General features: G+C 60.1%; 16 protein-coding genes and 2 pseudogenes. 7 read left to right on the forward strand and 11 right to left on the reverse strand.

The window, feature by feature from the left end; all coding sequences use genetic code 11:
• Positions 1 to 49: 49 nt before the first annotated feature.
• Positions 50 to 729 (forward strand): annotated as a pseudogene (locus K6N12_RS31485) (IS481 family transposase); the annotation flags it as partial.
• Positions 730 to 1,241: 512 nt separating this feature from the next.
• On the opposite strand, the gene K6N12_RS31490 reads toward K6N12_RS31485, so the two are convergent.
• On the reverse strand, positions 1,242 to 1,745 hold the full coding sequence (locus K6N12_RS31490; RefSeq protein ID WP_018247203.1) for a helix-turn-helix transcriptional regulator: 504 nt from the start codon (positions 1,743 to 1,745) through the stop codon (positions 1,242 to 1,244).
• A gap of 1,614 nt (positions 1,746 to 3,359) precedes the next feature.
• Between K6N12_RS31490 and K6N12_RS31495 the strand changes: the two genes are divergently transcribed.
• From K6N12_RS31495 to K6N12_RS31510, 4 genes and pseudogenes are all read left to right on the forward strand, one after another.
• Positions 3,360 to 3,635, forward strand: coding sequence for a hypothetical protein (locus tag K6N12_RS31495; protein WP_004671970.1), 276 nt, complete (start codon positions 3,360 to 3,362; stop codon positions 3,633 to 3,635).
• Positions 3,636 to 3,667: 32 nt separating this feature from the next.
• Positions 3,668 to 3,784, forward strand: a complete 117-nt coding sequence (locus tag K6N12_RS31500; protein ID WP_008536526.1) for a transposase — start codon at positions 3,668 to 3,670, stop codon at positions 3,782 to 3,784.
• Positions 3,785 to 3,870: 86 nt separating this feature from the next.
• Positions 3,871 to 4,010 (forward strand): annotated as a pseudogene (locus K6N12_RS31505) (IS5/IS1182 family transposase); the annotation flags it as partial.
• An 836-nt stretch (positions 4,011 to 4,846) separates the two neighbouring features.
• The gene (locus K6N12_RS31510; RefSeq protein ID WP_004671969.1) at positions 4,847 to 5,776 is read left to right on the forward strand and encodes a polyprenyl synthetase family protein; all 930 of its coding nucleotides are present in this window, start codon (positions 4,847 to 4,849) and stop codon (positions 5,774 to 5,776) included.
• A 188-nt stretch (positions 5,777 to 5,964) separates the two neighbouring features.
• Here K6N12_RS31510 and fni read toward each other — a convergent pair whose 3' ends face one another.
• The 10 genes from fni to K6N12_RS31560 form a co-directional block, all read right to left on the reverse strand.
• Positions 5,965 to 7,131, reverse strand: a complete 1,167-nt coding sequence (gene fni, locus K6N12_RS31515; protein ID WP_018247206.1) for a type 2 isopentenyl-diphosphate Delta-isomerase — start codon at positions 7,129 to 7,131, stop codon at positions 5,965 to 5,967.
• Entirely contained in the window at positions 7,118 to 8,020 is a 903-nt protein-coding gene (locus tag K6N12_RS31520; protein ID WP_004671966.1) for a terpene synthase family protein, read from the reverse strand. Before K6N12_RS31520 ends, fni begins: the two co-directional genes overlap by 14 nt.
• Positions 8,017 to 9,570: a hypothetical protein gene (locus K6N12_RS31525; RefSeq protein ID WP_018247207.1), complete on the reverse strand. Its 1,554-nt coding sequence runs from the start codon at positions 9,568 to 9,570 to the stop codon at positions 8,017 to 8,019. Before K6N12_RS31525 ends, K6N12_RS31520 begins: the two co-directional genes overlap by 4 nt.
• A gap of 773 nt (positions 9,571 to 10,343) precedes the next feature.
• Positions 10,344 to 11,687 carry a cytochrome P450 gene (locus K6N12_RS31530; RefSeq protein ID WP_018247208.1) on the reverse strand — a complete coding sequence of 448 codons (1,344 nt, stop codon included), beginning with the start codon at positions 11,685 to 11,687 and terminating at the stop codon, positions 10,344 to 10,346.
• Entirely contained in the window at positions 11,687 to 12,529 is an 843-nt protein-coding gene (locus K6N12_RS31535) for an SDR family oxidoreductase (protein ID WP_018247209.1), read from the reverse strand. The genes K6N12_RS31530 and K6N12_RS31535 overlap by 1 nt, the downstream gene beginning before the upstream one ends.
• Positions 12,516 to 14,117 (reverse strand): cytochrome P450, encoded by a 1,602-nt coding sequence (locus tag K6N12_RS31540; protein ID WP_004673819.1) that lies wholly within the window; start codon positions 14,115 to 14,117, stop codon positions 12,516 to 12,518. Before K6N12_RS31540 ends, K6N12_RS31535 begins: the two co-directional genes overlap by 14 nt.
• Before the next feature lie 5 nt (positions 14,118 to 14,122).
• Positions 14,123 to 15,403, reverse strand: coding sequence for a cytochrome P450 (locus tag K6N12_RS31545; RefSeq protein ID WP_004673818.1), 1,281 nt, complete (start codon positions 15,401 to 15,403; stop codon positions 14,123 to 14,125).
• A 68-nt stretch (positions 15,404 to 15,471) separates the two neighbouring features.
• A complete protein-coding gene (locus K6N12_RS31550) occupies positions 15,472 to 15,651 on the reverse strand; it encodes a hypothetical protein (protein WP_004673817.1) in 180 nt (59 codons plus the stop codon).
• Positions 15,652 to 17,230: 1,579 nt separating this feature from the next.
• Entirely contained in the window at positions 17,231 to 17,401 is a 171-nt protein-coding gene (locus K6N12_RS31555; RefSeq protein WP_004673816.1) for a CCE_0567 family metalloprotein, read from the reverse strand.
• Between the two features lie 64 nt (positions 17,402 to 17,465).
• Positions 17,466 to 17,903 carry a DUF3846 domain-containing protein gene (locus K6N12_RS31560; RefSeq protein ID WP_004673815.1) on the reverse strand — a complete coding sequence of 146 codons (438 nt, stop codon included), beginning with the start codon at positions 17,901 to 17,903 and terminating at the stop codon, positions 17,466 to 17,468.
• A gap of 1,290 nt (positions 17,904 to 19,193) precedes the next feature.
• Between K6N12_RS31560 and K6N12_RS31565 the strand changes: the two genes are divergently transcribed.
• Complete coding sequence (locus K6N12_RS31565; protein ID WP_004673813.1) at positions 19,194 to 19,898, forward strand: nitrogen fixation protein NifQ; 705 nt, start codon at positions 19,194 to 19,196, stop codon at positions 19,896 to 19,898.
• Between the two features lie 887 nt (positions 19,899 to 20,785).
• Positions 20,786 to 20,869 (forward strand): hypothetical protein (locus K6N12_RS31570; RefSeq protein WP_157214173.1); only part of this gene is annotated, 84 nt, incomplete at its 3' end.

Below are 20,869 nucleotides of genomic sequence, written 5' to 3' on the forward strand. Positions count from 1 at the left end.
AAGCCAATCAGCAAGTCAGGACAGACGGCCTTCGCCGGATGGGTACCATCAGCCGACCATTTCACATCTGACGCGTTCGTCGTTGCACAGGTGTTTGCAGCGCCACGGCATTTCACGTCTGCCGGAGGTCAGAGGCGACAAGGAGCCGAAGAAGAAGTTCAAAAGCTATCCGGTCGCTTACTTCCACATCGATATTGACGAGGTGCAGACGGCCGAGGGCAAGCTCTATCTCTTTGTCGCAATTGACCGAACATCCAAGTTCGCGTTCGCGGAACTCTACACCAAAGCCGGCAAGATGAATGCCGCTCAGTTCTTGCGCAATCTGATCACGGCAGTGCCCTACACCATTCACACCGTTTTGACCGACAATGGCATTCAGTTCACCAACCGAGCTTGTGATCGAAATGCCTTCCAGCACATCTTCGATTGGGTCTGCGACGATCACAGCATCGAGCATCGCCTGACCAAGGTGAAGCATCCCTGGACCAACGGACAGGTCGAACGGATGAACCGAACGATCAAGGAGGCGACCGTCAAGCGCTTCCACTACGACGATCATGCGCAGTTGAAAAAACATCTGGCTGACTTTATCGACGCCTACAATTTCGGGCGCCGGCTCAAGACGCTAAAGGGCCTTACGCCTTACGAGTTCATCTGCAGACAATGGACTTTGGAGCCGGATCGATTCATCATCGACCCCATCCATAAATGCCGGGACTAAACATCTAGGCGATGCCCTTACCTGAACGGCGACAGCCATGAACAGCGTTTCCAGTCTCAGCGACTCGACCCCGTTTTCGCGGAACCTGATCGTGATGTCAAAAGGCTATTTCCGAGCCGAATGGCAAAAAGGATCGGCGCGATGGAACGGAGGCGCGGAGAGGACGGGCTTAGATTCAGCAATCGAAATCAAAGCATGCGCGCCGGCGGCTCGAATACCCACATGGCATTGAGCGGGAAAACCCAACGAGGGAGTTTAACACAGCCCCTACTGTCGAAGCAAAGCGCATGCAAATAGACTTGGCGTCGCTCGCCGACGAATCGCTCGAGCATCGAGCGAGATCAACGCCAACCAAAGATCGAAAAATTGGGCAATCGGCGCGTATTGTTGATCAGACGGAAATTCGAGTGAAAAACTAAGTTGTGAGATTGCGGGTGTCTGCACACCGACGACAGCGCGTCGGCTGCGACAGCTATCACCAATACTGCTAACTACTGGGGGCGTCATAGACAAACCCAGCTCACTTCACGGGCTCCGCTACATCACTGATACCTCTGTCGCTCTCGTCGTCATCGGGGGTCATTCGCTGCAGGAGCCGAATAAGATCGCGCGTCGTGCCGTTCGGAAGTCTCCTAAGAATCCTCGCCAGTGTGAGACAATCCTCGGCCTCCTCCGATGTGCGGCCCCAAAGATGTGGCGCAGCTTCAAAGATCATATCGATAGGCATGAAGCCAAGAATCTCACACAGATGGATCATCCGAGTAACAGTCATTTTGGAAAATGCCCGCTCGTAGCGTCCGTATACAGGGATGGACAGACCAAGCATTGGAGCAACGTCTGCGCGGGACAGGCCCTGCGCTTCGCGTGTCTTTTTCAGGAACGCGCTGATCAATTCCTCCATGTGACCCAACGATGTAATTTCGCCGCCGAAACCTGGCTTTCGATAGATCGCCTTGTCAACCTCCGGATCGGCGGTGCTGACGAGGCCTCTCGAACTTCTGTAGCTTGCTAGATCTTCCGTCACCGCACGTCCCTATTTTCCTGCCACTCGTTGTAGACTTGAGCCAACCTGAACCGATTTGAACCACTTGCCATCGCCAGACTACAACCGTTTTAAATACCCATTTTGGGCATTTTTTGCGTTATAGCAAATATTTGAGAGTTTAGCCAAATTGCTTCATGAATGCATTCAAAACAGTCTCGCTAGACCGGTGGCCCAGTTCCATGAAAGATGAGTCGGCTATGGCCGCACCCGGCACTGAATCATCTAGGTTGCGTCGAATTTGAGCGAAAATTCACATTCAATGCTCAACATCTTCTAAGCGGTCTTCGTTGAGGACGATAAGACATAATCCTCGAAAACCGATCCATTTCCCCGTCCCACGATATCCCATTTGGCTAGCTGGGAAAGCTCCGCCGTGCTGGAAATCACTCAGCCAAGAACCCATATCAGTTACCGCTCCCGCTAGCGTGTAGGTTCGATGCTCTCTGAAAATTCCGGCATCATGGAGCAAGTGCCACAAACGTGAACTTTGCTAAACGAAGCCGCCACCTTATCGCATCCACACAAAGGGCTTGAAATAGTCGACCGTGAGGGTTACATCATTGTAAGCAGCAGACAACGAGGCTTCCGAAAGGTCGCTGTTGCAGGTGCACCCTTAGAGGTCGGTACACCACGGTAAGGCACACGCGTTCGGCGGAAACGCCATGGGAAGGCTTCTTTAGGGGGCCTTTTTTGTTTCTAGGGCACCCTTATTTGCTGGAAATGAGCCTTTATTACGAGTTGGCAGACGCTACACCTTCGCTTGATGCGGCTGAAATTAATTTCTTTCTGATCAGCGCTTTTTACCACCAGTTCTACGTTGTGTTCGTCTGATCTGCTCGGGAAAAGGTAATAAACAACAAGATCATTAAGGCCAGAGGTCAGGACAGGGCCTGAAACGGCAAGGTTACCTGCCCAGTAAGGCATACAGAGGTAGGCACAAGATGCTCGAACGTGAATCTACCTTGCGGATGTTCGATTGTTGGGAAGGAGTCGTTAATAGTCGTCATGAGGCGCGGTCACCCGAAGACAGCTCTCACGATCTGGACCCATTCACTGAACTGGATTAGTGATTGCGCTGGGTAGTCTGGCTCTGAGACATTGAATTTTCTCCCGATATAAGGGCACGGGTTTGACAACCTTACGAAAGTGCTAACCCCTGAACGTGGTTTCGTTCTCCTGGTAAGGGCCCTTTCATGTTCAAATCGATACGAATAGAGCACTGACCTTTCGCTTCCGTCCTTACGACGGAGTTGTCTGCTTATGTCTCGCGTATCGACCGGAAGCCTGAACATGCTGCAGGAGCGAATTCCCATCCTGAGACCGAATTCCTACGACGCCTTCTCCGCAGGAGACCGGAGGTTCGAAATACGACCAGTGCGCCTGGCCTGACCCGAGAGAGGCTTCGGGCAGCCGAGGACGACACCTACGGCCTGTTCGTCGACTTCCGTTGGCCCAAGAACGTCGGGAAGCCATATTGCCCTCGCTGTGGCTGCCTGGAGCCGTACGGCGTCGTCGTTCTGATGCTCGGAGCCGGAATGCCGCGCCGAATTTTCGGTTTTCGCCAACCGCAAGCTTTCATTCAAGAAGATCATCATGGCAATCTGGGAGGAGATCACGGCCGCCAAGGGCATGGCGGCGCTCCATCTGAGCCGCAAGGTCAACGTCCAGTATAAGACCGCCTACTTCCTGCTGCAGAAGCTCCGGGAGGCAGCCGACCTTCGCCGTGATGCGATCAAGCTGCACGGTACGGTGCAGATCGACGGCAAGTATGTGGGCGGCGTCCTCCGCAAGGTGACAAGAAGGAAGAGCGCAAGGACGGGCGCAAGAAGGAAAATCAGAACGGCAAGCGCATGTGAGTTCTGGCGCTGAGGGAGGCCAACCGCCATGCACCGAACAGAACGGTGACGCGGGTGATCCTGGACGAGAACGGCAAGGATGCATGGGCGGCCGTCGCCAAGCATGTCGAGCCGAAGGCGCTCCTGATCGCTGACGAACACAAGGCGCAACCAGGGCTTTGAAAGAAAGCGCTGTATAGATCCACCTGCTCCGCCCTTTTAGTCCGCTAGCAAAAGGCGGTAGGGGACCGACTTCTCGAAGCGGTTTCCTGCCGGCCGACAAGGGCTACGGCAGCGCTGAAATCCTCGCCAAGCCGGTCGAGTGTAAGGCTTCGGCAACATCGCGCCGAAGAACAACTGGAAGGGCTCAGTCGTCTTCTCACGCTGGGTCTATCGGCAGCGTAACCTCGGAAACGTCAAAAGCACCGGTTCGATCGTAATTGACGCAAAGCTGACAGTCGTGTGCGATCGCGCACATTGACAGGCTGGCATGATGCAAGCGCCGACGTGCATTGTGACCTCAACCCAAATCACTCCAATGCTGGGTTGGCCTTCGGACGGATCGCTCGCAAGGTTGACGCTGTTCAAATACTAGGCGGAGTGGCATAATCCGCGCCTCCCGACACACGGAGCACCGGAAGGCGCCTTCTGTCGCCATTGAAACATTCACTAACAATGATCTGGTGGCACACCAATTGCTTGTAGGAGCCCAGATCTCTGCCGGCAATGGTTCCGGTCCAAGCTCCAGTGGCTACTATCGACGATGACCAACACCTTTAGATGTAAGGCCCATCTTCGCGCATGTCGTACCGTACGAACGGAGCTCGTCAGCGATCATCACGCGCGGCGGCGTGCAGCCGATCCAAAGAGCTTTGTCACCAGCCACTGCTCAGCGCGGGAGCCTCTTCAGCTTTGGATCAAGACGTTGAGAGCGATGCCATTCTGGCCGACAGCTCCGCCGGAGCCAATGTTCTTCGCGCGCGATCGAAGTAACCGACGTTCAGATGTCATGTCGCCGCGAATGAGACTGCTTCAAGGGATTCCAGTGGGAGATCGCCTTGCCGAGTTAAGGCTCCCACTGGCACACGGTTTCATTGGTCACGCCGGTGCCGCATGTTGGCCGCCGCAATCCGCTAAACTTAACGGTGCCCTAGAACCTGAAGAGACACAGCGAAATCGGCCTTTTGTTTGGCACCGGTTGGACTAGGCCCGTTTTCGTTTTCGTCTCAAAAGTGGAGATGCGATATGATTTCGAATCACCAAGCCGACGTGGTTGGCGATAGCGACAAGCTCATCGAGCAAGCACTGCGAGCTGCCATGGATACTGCTCTAAGTCCGGCTGCGCCGGCTCACCTGCGTGGAGCGCTGGACGCGGCAGTGTTTCCAGGGGGCTCCCGGATGCGCCCCAAGCTCTGCTTGAAAGTCTCCTATGTGTGCGGCGAAAAAGATCCTGAGCTGGCGACAAGAGCCGCGGCAGCAATTGAATTGCTGCACTGTGCCTCGTTGGTGCATGACGACTTGCCTTGCTTCGATAACGCGGCGCTACGCCGCGGCAGACCAACGGTGCACCGGCTTTTCGGAGAGCCTATCGCCGTTTTGACCGGCGATGCCTTGATTGTGATGGCTTTCAAATACCTCAGCTTGCAGGCTGCGCTAACACCTGAGTTGGGCGCGCGCATGATCGAGGTGGTTGCGGAGGCGGTCGGCCCCAGTCACGGACTGATCGCCGGACAGTCGATGGAGGCAATGACGCACGTCCCAATCGACCGCTATCACCATTACAAGACCGGCTCCCTCTTTGTCGCGGCGGCCACTTGCGGTGCCCTGGCAAGTGGTGCAGATCCGGCCCCATGGTCTAAGGTGGGGGAATTGCTCGGGCACGCGTATCAGATCGCCGACGACATCGCAGATACAGTCGGCCGCGCAGAAGTGCTTGGCAAATTGCCTGCCGTGGACACGCAGCTGAATCGACCCAGTATCGTTCGCGGCCAAGGATTGGACAGCGCAGCCGCCAGATTTTATGCGTATCTCGAACAGATAGGTGACGCCATTCCTGCCAGCCCTCAAAAACGGTCCTTCGTTGACTGGCTTAATCATGCACTTTGCAAAGGCGTGGCTGGACCGGGAAAAGCCGGTCTGATTCAACAAACGGCGCTGGATTGCGCGCCTTTGTAAGCCCGAGTTACGGTACGCATAACCTAGCCGGCGGCATCATTACCGCTTCATCGTCAACAGCTGCTTCATGAACACTTCGTTCCCTGCATCGAACCGCTGGGCCAAGGTGGATTAGAGGTCTAGCTTTAGCGTTAACGGTTTTTGCAACCAGCTTGGAGGGCCGGCCGACAGAGCGGGCGACGCCGGCATCATCCGACTGGCGGATGCGCGGAGGGCAACAAGTGCGCGGAGGGCAACAAGCGCGCCTGGCGCAACGTCGCCAGATCAGGTGAGCCGGTGCAAAAGCAGGCGACGGCCAACTGGCGGATGACGACCTCGAAATGCGCAACGACCGCTTCGGTCGATACCGTAGCCGCCGGCAGCACGCCGGCTGCCTGCCCGGCAATGTCCGCTCCGAGGCGAATGGCCTTGGCCACGTCGACGCCGTCGCGGATCCCGCCGGACGCGATAAGCTTCACCGTTGGCAGTGCCCGACGGACCGCCTGCAAGCTGGCCGGTGTCGGGATCCCCCAATCGGCAAACGCCATCGCCACTGCACGGCCGGCGGCATCGCGGGCGCGCTCGCCCTCCACCGCGGCCCAACTGGTGCCGCCGGCTCCGGCGACATCAATCACCTCAACACCCGCCTCGACGAGCGCGCAGGCCACCGAGGCGGACAGGCCCCACCCGACTTCTTTGGCCACGATCGGCACGCCCACGCTACGCGCGGCGCGAGCCACCTGCGCCAGTACGCCGTGCCAGTCGCGGTCGCCATCCGGCTGTAGCACTTCCTGCAGCGGATTGAGATGGACGATCAGCCCATCAGCCTCCAGCGCATCGACAGCCCGGCGCGCCAGATCAAGGCCGTCGGCCTCGCGCAGTTGCGCAGCGCCGATATTAGCCAGCAAGGGAATGTCAGGCGCCAGGCGGCGTAGGGCGCGCGTCAGCCCCTGGGAATTGCGCGATTGCAGGCTCACGCGCTGCGAACCGACGCACATGGCGATCCCCAAGGCTTGCGCCGCCTCGCTCAGGTGCCGATTGATGGCCTCTGCGCGTGGCATTCCGCCGGTCATGGAACTGATCAGCAGCGGCGCACGCATGGGCTTGCCTAACAGCGATGTGCGCAGTTCGATCTGCGTCAGGTCCAGCTCGGGCAGTGCGCAGTGTTCGAACCGGATTTGCTCCCAGCCGGCAGCGACCGTGGCTGGCGCCGTTCGCCGATCCAGCACGAGGTCCAGATGGTCGTCCTTGCGCCGGGTCAGGGCGTCGTCGCACCCGCTCGCTCGATCCGCCGTATTGGGCGTTGGCGTTGCGTCGGATCGGACCGAGGGCGCCGCGCGCACGCCGCCGCCTCCCGCGCGTTCACGCCGGCGCACGCTGGCCTCCCCCCGCCGCATCGTTGCCGTAGCGGCTGATCGAGGTCTGGTAGTACTTCGCGCGAATGACCGCCATGGCCTCGATTAACGGTCCCCATGGTGCAGGAAAGCGTTCTTTCACCATCACTCGGTGCAGCATGCGCGCATGGCCGACCAGCTCGTCGTTGAGGAAATCCTCCACAGGCATAGCCGGATAACGCTGCAGGAGCAGGATGGCAGCGTTGTCGGCTTCTCCCGCCGCCCTATCCTTGGCGCATCCATGCAGATCGTTCTGCAGGCGCCCTATCGTGGAGATGAGCCGCAGCACCTGGCGAAACGCCGGACGCGCGCGCAGGGTCGCCATGTCCAGCCCCCATAGCAACGACAGGCAACAGAACACGTTCGCGTAGGCGATCGAATCGATGGAATTGTGCAAGTATTCGGCGTACGACCAGCGTTCAGCCCCCGCCGCCTGCGCGTGTCCGGCGCGCAGCGCCGCGCAGTAGCACCGGGTATCGTTTAGAAGCTCAGTATAGTCGCGCCTATCGTAGGCGAGCGCGGCCAGGGAAGCGCGCAGCACAGCGCAGCCCTCGAAACCGGGGACCGCGCATGGCACGCCCTGCCCCAGCGCCTGCTCCACCGCGGCCAGCTGCTCCGGCGCGATCAGGCCAAGGTCGTTGCAATCGTCGAGCCAAAACAGTAGCGCCAACTCGCAATAAAACGCCACGATCAGCTTTTCGTCCTGCGGATCTCGGCCGGTGCGGGCGCTGATATCGTGCAAGCTCGGTTGGATACACTGCAGGATGTACTGTCCGCCCCTAACTGCTTCTACGGCATGCTCGTCGGCGAATCCGGTCAGGGAACGCCCCCACTCCAGTACTTGCTGCAGCGCGCTTTCGGTCGGGATCATTGCGCTATTCCTCCTGCTCCCTCGGTCGGGATGCGCCGCCCCCAACGAAGAGCCAGCCACAAGCCGGCGAGTTCGATCACGCGCACGACCCGGGTCGGGCAATACAATTCCTTGCCGATCCACAGCGGCGTCTGCGGCAATTCATGCGCCTCATGGCGAGCGAGCATCCACTCCAGCGCGTGCGCGACCGCCAGCGCGATGCGGGCGCGCCCTGTCGGCTCTTCGCGCCCATCCATCACGTGCAACGCGAACAGCGCATAGGCGGTTTCCTCAAATGTTGACGCGCGACCCGCGCCCCAGCCGCCGTCATCGCGCTGCGCCTGCAACAGCGCCGCCAGCGCGCGCTCGTCGCGCCACTGGGGCGCGCCTTGCGCGAGCGCAGCGATTGCATGCGCGGTGGGATACAGCCACGAAACATGCCATTTGTCATTGTCCCATAGACCGTCCGCGTTGCGATTGGCCTCAAGGTAAGCGCTGGTACCGGCGGTGGGCTTTCCCAACAGTCTGAACGCATGCAGGGCGTGGATGTTGGTCGACACCGAGGCATTGCGCTCGCCGGGGAAGGTAACGAACAGCCCGCCGATTTCGAAGTGGCGCAACGCGTCGGCAGCCGGGTTGCGTCCTGCTAGGCGCAGGATGCACAACGCAACAGCAGTGTCGTCCGCATCGGCCGCGAAGTGCAAGGCCGGACCCAGACCGCGCACGCCCAGACAGGCATCGAGCTGCGCGACGATCACGCGCACCGCCTCGGCGAGCGCGGGATGCGAAAACAACCCGGCCAGATGCAGAGTGTACAGCGACCAGCATGGCTCGAACACGTTGATCGGCCAGACGCTGGGAACGACACCTTCGATGCCGCTGCGCGCCGCGCGCGATGCGGCCTGAAGATACCTGTCGGCACGCTCGACCTGTGGCGCGCTCGCCTGTGTGAGGGCGTGCGCACGCCACGCGGCGGTTGCCGCCGGGCTGATGCCGATGCTGCCGTCGTCGTCCAGGCATGCCGTGGTCGGCGACGTCCCCCAGGCTTCCCAGGAGTGCAACAACGGATGGCCGCTCGGCAGCGGTCCCACCGTCCCCAACTTAACCAGGCACGCTTGCCGCAACGGCAACAGCGCCGGGTAGCGCGGAAACACCACGTCGCCCACCAAGGATGTGGCCTCGCCGGAGATCTGCGGCAGGATCAGCTCCGCGCCTACCGGCGCGTCTTCCGGCACCGCATCCGCGTAGGGATCCGGCTGGCGCTCGAGGAACCGCGTTGCAGCCTGAACTGCGTCCGCAGCGCCGGGAAGAGAATCGGCACGCCGCAATGCAAGCAACGCCGCGCACGTGGGTACATGGCGGAACAGTGGGAAGTCAGCACTTCCCCATCCGCCATCGGCCTGTTGCTGCGCCATGAGCCACGCGTATCCGTTCTGCCGACCGGTGACGTTGCCGCTGAACTGCAAAACGCGCGCCGTGTCGTAAACGGACGGACTCACGCTGCCGCCATCGCGCGTCTCGTTCAGCAAGTGGCGCAATTCAGAAAGGATCTGTTCGGACAGCGCACTCATGCGGGATGTTCCCTCTGCAGGCAGTTGACGAGAAGCGCGGCGAAGCGCACCTATGCTGGCGGCGGTCCGCGGTGGGCAACCGCTCCGATCTGCGCCGTGGAATCGAACACAATGTAGCATCTAGCGGTGCCGCCGGCCGATCGCAGCGGTACGGCGGCGCCTCCGTGCGGACCGGCGCCAATGCGCACGGCGCGTGCTTGAACAGATACCCTTTTGGCCCGCTGCACGGCCTGCGCCAACCGCTCCGCACGCGGGCGCATCGAGGTGATGGCTTCCTCGGCCTCTGGCCATAGGCCCGGCACTGACTGGGGCGCTGCATGCAGCTTCGTGATCGGCACGCCGGTTGCTTTCTTCTCCGCCGCATGCTTGCCGGCGGCTTGCCCAGCGTCGCGTCATCCGCTGGCATGTCATCCTCGACCACCTACAATACAAGGCCGAAACAGGCGCGATAGCGATCCAGTGCGCGGTACAGCGTAACGCGCGGCATCCTCCGCGACGGCGCATAGCGCGCCCATGCCTATGGACGCGCGCACCAACAATCCGCCGCACGCCTGCGCGCCCGATCCGCCGAACGGGGAAACGCCAGTTCGGTCGTCGTTTAGCGTGGAACCCTTCTGCATGTTGTTCATCTCCTTCTACCTGACAGAGAATGCCGCGGCGAGCGGCGAGCCGCCGCGGTGCTGCCGGCGTCGCACCGCGCGCGCGCGCCGAATGCAGCAATGCCGCCCATCGTCTTCGCCGCTGCCTCTTGACACGGGGCAGAGGATCCCAGCTCATGAGAATCCGATGCGGACTGTCATGGACGGATGTGCGGTCGGGTAATAGCGCCGGCCTTTTTCGACGCCGCTCATCAATCGCGGCCGCACCCCGGCCTCCTGCATGGTCAATGCCAAGGCGATGCTGAACTGCACCAGCTCCAGCCATACAAGGTGATAGCCCATGCAGACGTGTGGGCCGGCACCGAACTGCAGCATGTCCACCGGCCGGATCGGCTCCGTGCGTTGCAGCCACCGCCCCAGACGGAACTGATCGGGCGCTTCGTGCAGCAGCGGCGAGGTCGAGAAATGCAGTAGTGGGATGCATAAATGAGTGCCCGCAGGAATGCGCCGCTGGCCGAGTTGTAGTTCCTGCATCGCGCGACGCGGTACGAGCGAGGAAGCCGGATGCATTCGTAGCGTCTCCCGAAACAGCGCCTCTGCGACCGGACATTGCGCCAGGTCCTCGTGCCCGGTCGGCACCGCGCCCACGCGTTGCGCCTCTTCGACCAGGGCGTCCCACAGCTCTGGATGCTGCGCCAGCTCGATCACCATCCAGGCTATCGTCGAGGCGGAGGTCTCGTGGCCGGCAAGCAGCAGCAAGCGGATATTGGCGACCAGGACGTCATCGGAGAGCGCGCCATCGCTGCAATCGAAGGCGCTCACCATGTCGTTGATCAACCCGGTGCGCGCGGCGCGCGCGCGCGCGTCCCGGATGAACTGGCGCGACTGCGCGTCGATCCAATCGCGGGCGGCGCGGCCGCGTCGCAAGGGCATCCCCGGCAGGTCGATCGGGGGCGCGACCATCAATTGCAGCAGTTGCCGGTACTTGCGATGCCACTCCGACAGGTCTTGAGCGGGGATGCCCATGAGACTGAAGGTGAGTTTGAGCATCAGGTTGCGTGTGTCTGGCAGGATAGCGACTTCACCGCGGTCGCGCCACGCCTTGACCTGAGCCCTAATAATTGGTTCGAACAGCTCGCCAATGCCGGCCTCGGTCAGACCCCTCGGCAGAAACGCCGCTTTTATCCCATCGCGCGCCTGCCGGTGCGCGCTACCGTCCAAAGTGACCAACGTTCCGCCAAGGATGTCGGGCGCCATCTCTTCGATCAGTGCCGAGGACACTTCCTTGTGCCGGAGCAATGCGAGCGCATCTGGATCCAGGCATGTCATCAGGTGTCCGGCCGGGCCGAAGTCCAGCCAGAAGTGGCTGCCTAGGGTCCTTTCCGCGCGCCGCAGCAGGCGCGGCAGATCGCAGACGATGGCGGGGAGATGCCCGACCAGGGGGAAAGCGCCAGGCATGACCGGGATGTCGTCCCGTAGCCGGCGCCAGCGGTTCAGCGGGTTGAGCAGCATGTCCATCACCAATGCGACGCTGCGGTTGCTTCGGCGGCGTCACCGGCCGGCCGAGCCGCGCTGTTGCCACCGTCGGCGTAGGTTGGAACATGCGCCAACATGCCGCCGTCGATGCACACCACCTGGCCGGTGATGAACGCAGCCTCCTCCGAGAGCAGGAACGCGACCAGCGCGGCTACGTCCTCGGGGCGGCCGACGTGCGGCAGGAGCTGGTGCCGGTGTAGATGCCGTTGCATGCACTCGTCCAGCTTGGCGAAGAGACGTTCAGTCATGACAAGACCTGGCGCAACCGCGTTGCAGCGGATCTTCGCGTGTCCGTATTGGGTGGCAAGCGAGGCCGACAGCATGTTCATTGCGGCCTTCGACGCGGCGTATGACGTCAGTGCGGTGTCGCCGCTGAGCCCTTGGCACGATGACATGTTCACGATCGCGCCACCACCACGGCCGATCATTTGTGGGATGGCCTGCCGGCAGCAAAGGAGCGTGCCGCGCAAATTGGTCGCCATGGTCTGGTCCCAGACCGCCACGTCCAGGTCGAGGATCGCGCGGTCGTGCGGAGTCAAATGCATGGCGCTCGCATTGTTCACAAGCACGTCGACCCCACCGAAGCGCCGCTTCGCCGTTTTGAACAGCTCTGCCACCGCCTGCGCATCTGCGATGTCCATGGCCACGGCCAGCGCTTGGCCCGCTTCGGCTGCGATCTGTGCGGTGCAGGCGATGGCAGCGGGGCCATCAATGTCGGCCACCACCACTCTGCCGCCCTCGCGCGCGATGGCGAGGGCGCATGCCTTGCCGATCCCGGCGCCGGCGCCGGTCACCACGGCCACCTTGCCTTTAAATCGTTCCATCATGTTCTCCTGGATTGCGTAGGTCTTTCGCTGCATGTCGCTCAGCGTCTGCCGGAGAGGGCGTAGGGCCGGGGTTGGTGCAATGGTCATCGCCGGCTTCGCTTTCGATCACCCGAATGGCCGCGACCGGGCACTGGCTGGCTGCTAGGCGCACGGCGGCGTGCAGCGCCTGCGGGACCGTCGCCATGCACACTTCCGCCACGCCGTCCGGCTCCCGCTGACGAAAGGTGCCCGGCAGCGTCAACACGCACTGACCAGTGGTTCCGCACAGGTCCTGGTCGACCACGACGCGAACCTCAGCCGCCGCCTGCGCGTGCAGCCGCACCGGCAGCGCGCGGAACGTCCTAAGGAACGCTGAGGGCTCCCGGGTCGGCTGCTCGGCCAAGGCCAACGTGGGGAAGCGAGCCTGGATCTGCGGCAGGCTCTCGGCCAGTTGCACCCTGGCGAGTTGAGCACCTAGGCAGAAGTGGATGCCGTGGCCGAAGCTCAGCATAATCTTTCCGTCGCTCGACATGCCAGGCCTGGTGCCGTAGAACCGCACCGGATCGAAGCGGTCGGGATCAGCGAAAGCGTCCGGGTCGCGATTGCCGGCCGCGATCAGCACGCGCACGTCCGCGTCCTTCGGGATCACCACGCCATGCAGTTCGATGTCGCGCTGGGCGATACGCGGAATGGAGCTGAACATGGCCGGCGCCTCGCAGCGCAGTACTTCTTCTACAAATGCCTCCACCCCTGCGGCGTCTCCCTGCAGCCAGTGCCGCTCCTCGGGGTAGGCCAGCATCGCCAGCACCGCATGGTCGATAGTCGCAGCAGTGGTGGCGAAGCCGCCCAGCAACATGCCCCACAGCATGCTGATCAACTCCGCGTCCGAGAGCGTATCGGCGTCGTCGGTGTGTGCGCCGACCAGTGTCGACACGATGTCGCGGCGGGGATCGGCGCGCTTGCGCAGTATGAGGTCGCCGAAATAGGCCTTCACCCTGGCGCTGGCCACGTCCGCCGCGGCGAGGTGTGGATCGCTGGCGTGCGGGCTCAGGCCTTCTAGAATGGCGCTGACGATCGCTGAGAGCTCGAAAACGTCGTCTTGGGGCATGCCGAACAATTCAGCGAAGACAAGCATGGGCAAGGCCAGTGCGAATTCCCGATGCAGGTCCACCGCCTCTCCTCGCTCCAGTGCGGGCGCCATGCCATCCAGGCGAGCTGCGACGATGCGCGCGATGCTCGGCCGCAGGTTGTCGATCTGGCCCACGGTGAAATCGCGCGAAATCAGCCGGCGCAAACGCGTATGCGTCGGTGGTTCCTTCATGGCTAGCGTAGACGCCAGCAGATTGAGCGACAGGCTGCTCGCCGCACGCGGGAAATAGCGCGCCAGTTCGGATGGCGCCGGCCCCCGAAACGCATCGCCCGTAGCCTTGAACGCCCAGTAGATGTCGGCGTGGCGGCTCAACAGAAAGAGGCCCGACGCCGCGCGGTGCACCGGATCGTGCTCTCGCAACCACCGCATGAACGGGTACGGGTCTTGGATGCATGCTGGCGACGCCAGCTCGGCGAAGGCGTCGTGGCATGCTGCCGTGGTGTCTTGCACGTCCATCTTGATTACCTGTCGAGTGGCTGATCTGACCGGTGCGCGCCAGGCGCCGCCAAATGAGAAGATTGCGATGCCGGGGGGCGTCCGCACCAGAGCACCGGCATCTCCTCGAACCCGCCGGTAATGATCTCCTTGCGCAACTTCAGTTCTTCGGGCGCCACGGCCAGGCGCAACGCGGGAAAGCGCTGGAAGATCGAACCGAATATGGCCTTCAGTTCCAGCCTCGCCAGCGCCGCCCCGATGCAATTGTGCTGCCCGTAGGAGAACGCCAGGTGGGGATTTGCGTCGCGTCCGATGTCGAAGACTTCCGGGTCTTTGAAATGGCGCGGATCAAACGAGGTCGCCGGCAGGCCGACCAGTACTTTGCTCTCCGCGGGTATATGCACGCCCGCGATGTTAACGTCGGTCCGGGGATAGCGCATGATGCCGTCCCACCCCGCGCCAGGCGAATACATGCGCAGTATTTCTTCCACCGCCTTGTCCACCAGGGAAGGATCGCGGACCAGGCGTTCGCGCTGTTGCGGATGGCGAAACATGGCCAGCAGGCCGAATTCGATCTGCGCGACGGTGCTCTCGTGCCCCGCCACCAGCACGCCCGCCGCGAGGCCGATCGCCTCTTCCTCGGTCGCTTTGCCCTGGTCGACCGCGGCTAGCAGATCCGTCAGCAGGTTATCGCCCGGATCCTGTCGCTTGCCCCGTATTTTGCCGTGGATGTAGGCGCGGAGCTCTTCCCAGGCCAGGCCGGACGCGCTGCGCGGGCCGCTTTCATGCTGGTGCGTCATCACCTCGTCGGAGAGCCCTGCGAAAAAGGCGTGTTCCTCGAAGGGCACGCCCATCAGCGCGCTGATTACCTTGGCCGGAAGCGGAAAGGAGAGATGGCGTCGCAAGTCCGCGGGCTGGGGCTGAACCGCCAGCGTATCGAACAACTGCACGGTGATCGCCTCGACCTGCTGCGTAAGCAGCTTCACCCTGCTGTTGCTGAAGGCCGGCGCCACGATCGTGCGTAACCGAGCATGCTCGTCCCCTTCGTGCGAGACCAGCCATCCCGGCGAACCGAGAATGACCGAATCTGGGGTGAAATCCGCCGGAGGCATTCCCGCGGGCCGGAATGCCGCGTCAGACAGCACCGCCTTGGCCTCGTCATAGCCTGTCACCCACCAGCATTCGTGCCCGGACGGAAGGCGCACGCGGTGGATCGGACCCTTGGCGCGTAGCGCCAACATCTCGGGCGAGGGCTCGATGTGATCGACCCGCCACATCGGCAGCGTCGGCAAGGATTGTTCGGACATGGTGACGCTTCACTCTTTAAGCCCGGAAGGGGCGGAAGATGACGGGCGGACTGCGGGCAGCAAATGAGTTAAGACAGCGTGTAGACGACGTCCTCCTTGGCGATTGCCAGCGCCAGATCCTCCGGCCGCACGAACGGCGGGGGGAAGGCACGTCCCAATTTCAGGCGCGCCAGCGCAGCGCCCACGCACAGATGCGGCCCCTGGCCGAGGGGCAGGTGCGGGTTTTGCAGCCGGTTGAAATCGAACATGTCGGTAACGCCATAGGTCGGCCGACCGTAGGAATTCGCGCAGCAGGTTCGACCCCACCCGCCCACCGACCCGTCCGCAAACATAACTTCCAAACCAGTCCCACACGCCCGGTTTCCCGCCTGGCTCAAGGTCCGCCGCTTTGGCTGTACCGCTCGCGACGTGTGTGGCTCGCAAACGAAGAACTCTAGATCGCATCCAACACTCCTCACATTTTCCCGGCGCACAACCGAGCCACTATCATTGCCACAGCAAACCATCGGACCTCACGAGACGCGAACAGCGACGCGCCGCCCGAAGACCATCGCGCTGCGATTGGCGACATACCGTGACCAGAGCAAATCGCGTGCCGAAGTGAATTCGTGGGCTCAGCAGGCATTTCGTAGCAGCGCGTAGTGTCAAGCTCCCGCCATTCAGTCTCAATGCCGACAACCGCGGAGTACATGTCTGACAAAAGCCTGATCTAACGCCGGTCTGCGTCCGACAGTCGGCGACCTGCATGGGATGCCCCGAGGCGAGCTTTCGTGCAACAATCCGCGCCATCTTCGACGTCGAAGTTGCCCCGCCAGTTTTCGTCCCATGGGCGGGAACGTCGTCGACTGCGCCGCCGCGTTAAAAGCGCCGGCTTTGGGCAAATCTGACTGGACCCGCCTCGACCCTCCGGTAATAAAGTTTGCGGAGCTTATTTCCGCCAGATGCAAGTTCCGAGCTTGCAGTCATCTCGTTGACGTTGTTCTCAATGTTTCCACCCCCGCGCTTACCGAGACGGTCGAGCTTCTCGATCGGCGTAGGTCTAAAAGGCAACGGGAAACGATCAAATTTCGAGGCATGTTCTCTTCCGGAAACATGTCATCTAATCAGAAGCGGCGGTCGGCAGCAGTCGCCTTAGTCGGAGACCTTCTAAACCAGACGATGCCCGATCCATGCCGAAGATGAAGCAATCGGGAGACCAATGCAGCATCTCATGGACCGCCGCACCGTGGTGAAAAAAGCGGTCCTCGGTTGCTGGAGGTTGTTGAATAGTTCCATGACATCGAATTGAGCTTACGCCTGATGAATTCGGTCAATACCTACACCGCTAAGGGGTGCGCCGTTTACGCCTTGGGTCAAGCTTGGGGACGTTGGACTGCTCTGTTTTATCGCGATCACGTTTTTGTGGCTGGTCTGCCTGCCGAGTTCCTGAATGTATCGATCTGTCGCTCTCGCGCGTGGGCCGGAAGGACATAAATAGCAGGCTCAAGAAATAAACGACCTGAAGGAAAACCGAAGCCGCTAAGGTTACGGCGAACGCTTTGAAGATGGAAAGCGAGGCGGCGTAGGCCGAAACAGCGCTGGTGCACGTGACCAGCAGCAGGATGCAAAAAAAGGTTCTAAAGGGCAAGGTCTTGCTCCCGTTCGTTCGTCCAATGTTTCAACTGCGTCGACGCCGATGATTTCGCCCGGTTCGTCTACGCTATGAACGTGCATGACTTCGCCGAGAGCAGGCGTTGAAACAGCGTCTGCATGCAAAGCGGGTTGCGCCGTCGACAGCGATCAACTACTTCGGCATTCAGCTGGTGCCATAGGTTGCCAAAAGCCGGGTCAGCGCGAACACGCCAAAATGGCGACTTTTTCCTTCGCGGCTTCCAACTCGGCAAATGCACTGAACGTCTTCCGCCCTTCAGTGTTGACCTTTGTCCAGTTGAACGGGAGGCCTTCGGCAACGTAGTGAACGCCGCTTTGAGGCGTCAGCTTTCCGTTTCTCCAGCCCATGTCGGCACACTCGCGGACTCTGAGCGAATCGGCGCGACCTGGATCCTATCATTCGTCATTGCGCTCATAGGAGCACCGGGGAGCGGCGATCAATACGCACTTGCAGGCTTTCCAGTGCGCCCGCAACGATGAGGCCCTTGTTCGCCACTCGGTCCATCGGAGCAAACACAGGATCAAGCACCGGCCGGCAACATTCAAAACGTCGCGCGGCTTCCGTCATCGTTATTGACGGTGAACGATAAGGTTTACTACCGTCGCCTCCCAAAAGCGCTATCTGCCCGGCAAGAGGGATCGGGTACCCGTCAAAGATCGTGAAGGCGGTTAACCCAACTCGCAAAGCTTCTTCCCCAACAAATAGCGAGTGCATGTCGTCGAAGCGGATCATCTGAATAAGATCACTGCCAATTAAACCGGAGATCGATGCAATGCTGTTGCGATCAGGGAGCTCAGCGGCGCGAAAGATCGCACTTTCCGGCTCCAACAGATACACAAAATTTTCCATATCCTTGCCTTCTAAATTCTTGAAAAGAGCCCGTGCCCAGCTGCTTTTGACGGGAGCGAAAGCGACTCGTGCATCAACTCGGGATAGCGACAACGCGCGGCAATATGCAGATTCAGCGTGCTGTGTAAATGGTCCTGCGCCAATTCGGTTCGGTTCAATTCAAGTCACGCTCCGGACGTGTCGCTCCAATGTCGCCCATATCGTTGACTTTATTTAGATATTTGAATACGCGTGGTTTTATTCCGGCGCGCCCCCATACCAATTCCGCGCCAAACATGTACGCGACGATGTTGGACCATACCAGCAGCCGCGCAGTGGACTAAGGCGAGTTCAGCAATCGAACGTGGCGGCCATCGGCGTCGCCGCTCGTATGGCTCGACATTTGTCCCAAATTTGCGGAACGGGATCCCGACCTTGGGCAGGCTATGCAAACGGGTGCGTGTTCCAAGTTTGACGAGAGCTGTACGCTGTACGAATACCCCGGCAGAATTGGAAATCATCTCCCATGCTGCAGACGCGAGAAGCTGACGAGTGGAGCTTCTATCAAGGCACCCCTTGCGACGCTGAAGCAGAAAGAAAATTTGCAATCGGCAAGTTCCATCCGAGCATCACGACATTTGGCTAGCGCAACCGGGGCAACAGCCGCGCTCACTGTTGGCTTACTTAAAGTGTGCTGAGTGCCGCGGTCGCGAGTTCGCGCTCGGTCCCCAGGCGTTTTTGGTGCCGCGTTTTTAGTGCTATTCAAAACGCGGATGACGGCATCCAATCAATCTATTTTTCCTGATTAGCGACCTTGGTGCATGATCAAAGCGTCTAACCAAACAAGGTGATCGCGACGTCAGCGGAGAAACGTAAAAAATGCAATAGATAGGAAGCGGCAGATTTTATTGCGTATCCCGGAGAGATACTGCCGCCGCCATGTTGCTCGCTATGGCGGCGGCCCTCGGAGTGTGGCGAACAGGCCCGGTCTCCAACTACTCTGAGGACTATCGAAGAGACATATGATAACTCTCATCGACGGCTAAGGCGTCGTTGCGCAGCAGTTGATCTTCGATCTTCCCTCAGATTGCCGCACTCAGACTGCTCAATCGGCGCCGCAGATTGAAAGCCTGCGTTTGTCCGTTTGACGACAGCGGGAGGCGGGATCGCCTCCCGCTGCACAGGCGATCGAGTGATTGAAAAGCCGGCTTCAATTGTCACTTGCTCAAGTTGGCACAACCTTTGAATGTTCGCCTTCCGGGGACCAAAGCAGCCAACTGAATTCGATTATTGGAGAAAGCGACGAAGCGCATGCCAAATGTGCATCACATCGGGGTCTTGACGGTAGCGGTACCAACTGTGGACGCCGCACGTCAAACCGGCCTAGCCGTCGACCACTGCGACGATTGCCAAACACTCTATTTCAGCCGACCATGCCAGATGGGTCTCAAGTTATTTGATGACTATGTGCTCTTCCGCTTTTTTTCGCGCGCACTTGAAGAAATTGAGATGGGGATTGCCACCGCGACCGAGGCAACCGGCCTTTCGCTTAGGGAGCTGCGGGATACAACCCGCAGTTTCCCAGCAAGGCTTATCCGCGCCTTTGCCCTGCAAGAGGCGAGTGATTGCGTGCCTGATGCGGAGGAGCAACTGTTGCGCGACATGCTCCTAGCGCATGTGCGGCCAGGCGACCCTGAGGGCGTGCGTTTTGCTAAGATCATTGCGCGACGTTCCATGCGTGAAGACCACCTCTGGCGGGATCTCGGCTTGCATGACAAAGCCGAACTTAGGAGATTGCTGTTCGCGCATTTTCCGGCGCTGGCGGCAGGCAACACCTGCAACATGAGGTGGAAAAAATATTTCTACCGCAAGATTTGCGAAGCTGAAGGCTTTTCCCTTTGTAGCGCTCCCAGCTGCAAGGAATGCGGCGATTTTAATGAATGCTTTCTCCCTGAGGAAAGCGGAAGTCTTTCTGGAGCGGCAGAGTTCGTCGGGCACGAGATCTTGAAAACGTAAAGGCCACAGATGCAATCTTGGCGGGCTTGTCCGGCGACGTTGAACCGATACGGGGGATTATTGCTCCCGATGTTGCGACTGTGCGGGCACGCGCAAATGTCGCTTTCCTAAATATGAGCGGTGATGTCGTCGTCGGATAATGATCATCGGTCCATTCTATAGCGCCTACTAAAATTGCCTTAAGCTCTTCGCCATATTCGACTACGCGATCTACAATTTGTCGGAGCTGAGCGTGCGGCCGGAAAAAAGCATCCGCGACTAGCGCTTTAACTTGATAGCTTGCTCACGATCTTTGCTGTAGCCTTCGAGCATTTCCTCCAGAATTTGGCCCGCTGACGATCGAAACCGGCTCCGTTGTCAATCTCGCCAATGGCGGAACAATCCGGGCCTGCAAGACTTCAGCTGCCAAGCTGTCGGCATTCCTCCTATTTGTTCGTGGAGACAGCATAACAGCGAGCTTGTTGTAAGCGACAATCTCTACTGTGCCTTCATATGCGTTCTGCTGATCATCCGGCCTTAATTCCGACGCGCGGTGCGAAGCCGATTGGCCGTCAATGCGGTGCCGATCTGTTTGGCTCTACGACTTGCCACACTACTTCTGTCCCTCGCCTGAGATGTAAGGATACGGACGAGATTTGTTGATCTTTGACGCAAGCGATTTCCAACCGACAAGACCTCGCAGCCGCTTCATCCAGTTTGGCGGTTTCGAGACAAGAGTTTGTCGATCCCGCCTTCGAAAGTTTGGAATTAAATAGCTGAAGATCAGCAAAACAACTGTTTTATATGCTGCTGCCCACATGGCACGGGTTTTGAAGATTGCCATGCGAGGCGGCGCGAGCTGCCTGCCTTTTACTCAGCGATGGATGGAACGAAAGAAGGAAGGCGATATGTCAGATTTGCGTCAAATCGCATTTTACGGCAAAGGGGGGATCGGCAAGTCCACCACCTCCCAAAATACGCTCGCAGCGCTT

It is taken from the genome of Rhizobium redzepovicii (assembly GCF_019793435.1).
GTDB classification, from domain to species: Bacteria; Pseudomonadota; Alphaproteobacteria; order Rhizobiales; family Rhizobiaceae; genus Rhizobium; species Rhizobium redzepovicii.

Excerpts from the sequence above, each read along its gene's own strand:
- K6N12_RS31495 (WP_004671970.1), top strand. The coding sequence starts at position 3,360 with ATGGCAATCTGGGAGGAGATCACGGCCGCCAAGGGCATGGCGGCGCTC.
- K6N12_RS31510 (WP_004671969.1), top strand. The coding sequence starts at position 4,847 with ATGATTTCGAATCACCAAGCCGACGTGGTTGGCGATAGCGACAAGCTC.
- K6N12_RS31520 (WP_004671966.1), bottom strand. The coding sequence starts at position 8,020 with ATGATCCCGACCGAAAGCGCGCTGCAGCAAGTACTGGAGTGGGGGCGT.
- K6N12_RS31525 (WP_018247207.1), bottom strand. The coding sequence starts at position 9,570 with ATGAGTGCGCTGTCCGAACAGATCCTTTCTGAATTGCGCCACTTGCTG.
- K6N12_RS31530 (WP_018247208.1), bottom strand. The coding sequence starts at position 11,687 with ATGGACATGCTGCTCAACCCGCTGAACCGCTGGCGCCGGCTACGGGAC.
- K6N12_RS31535 (WP_018247209.1), bottom strand. The coding sequence starts at position 12,529 with ATGGAACGATTTAAAGGCAAGGTGGCCGTGGTGACCGGCGCCGGCGCC.
- K6N12_RS31540 (WP_004673819.1), bottom strand. The coding sequence starts at position 14,117 with ATGGACGTGCAAGACACCACGGCAGCATGCCACGACGCCTTCGCCGAG.
- K6N12_RS31545 (WP_004673818.1), bottom strand. The coding sequence starts at position 15,403 with ATGTCCGAACAATCCTTGCCGACGCTGCCGATGTGGCGGGTCGATCAC.
- K6N12_RS31550 (WP_004673817.1), bottom strand. The coding sequence starts at position 15,651 with ATGTTCGATTTCAACCGGCTGCAAAACCCGCACCTGCCCCTCGGCCAG.
- K6N12_RS31555 (WP_004673816.1), bottom strand. The coding sequence starts at position 17,401 with ATGGGCTGGAGAAACGGAAAGCTGACGCCTCAAAGCGGCGTTCACTAC.
- K6N12_RS31560 (WP_004673815.1), bottom strand. The coding sequence starts at position 17,903 with ATGGAAAATTTTGTGTATCTGTTGGAGCCGGAAAGTGCGATCTTTCGC.
- K6N12_RS31565 (WP_004673813.1), top strand. The coding sequence starts at position 19,194 with ATGCCAAATGTGCATCACATCGGGGTCTTGACGGTAGCGGTACCAACT.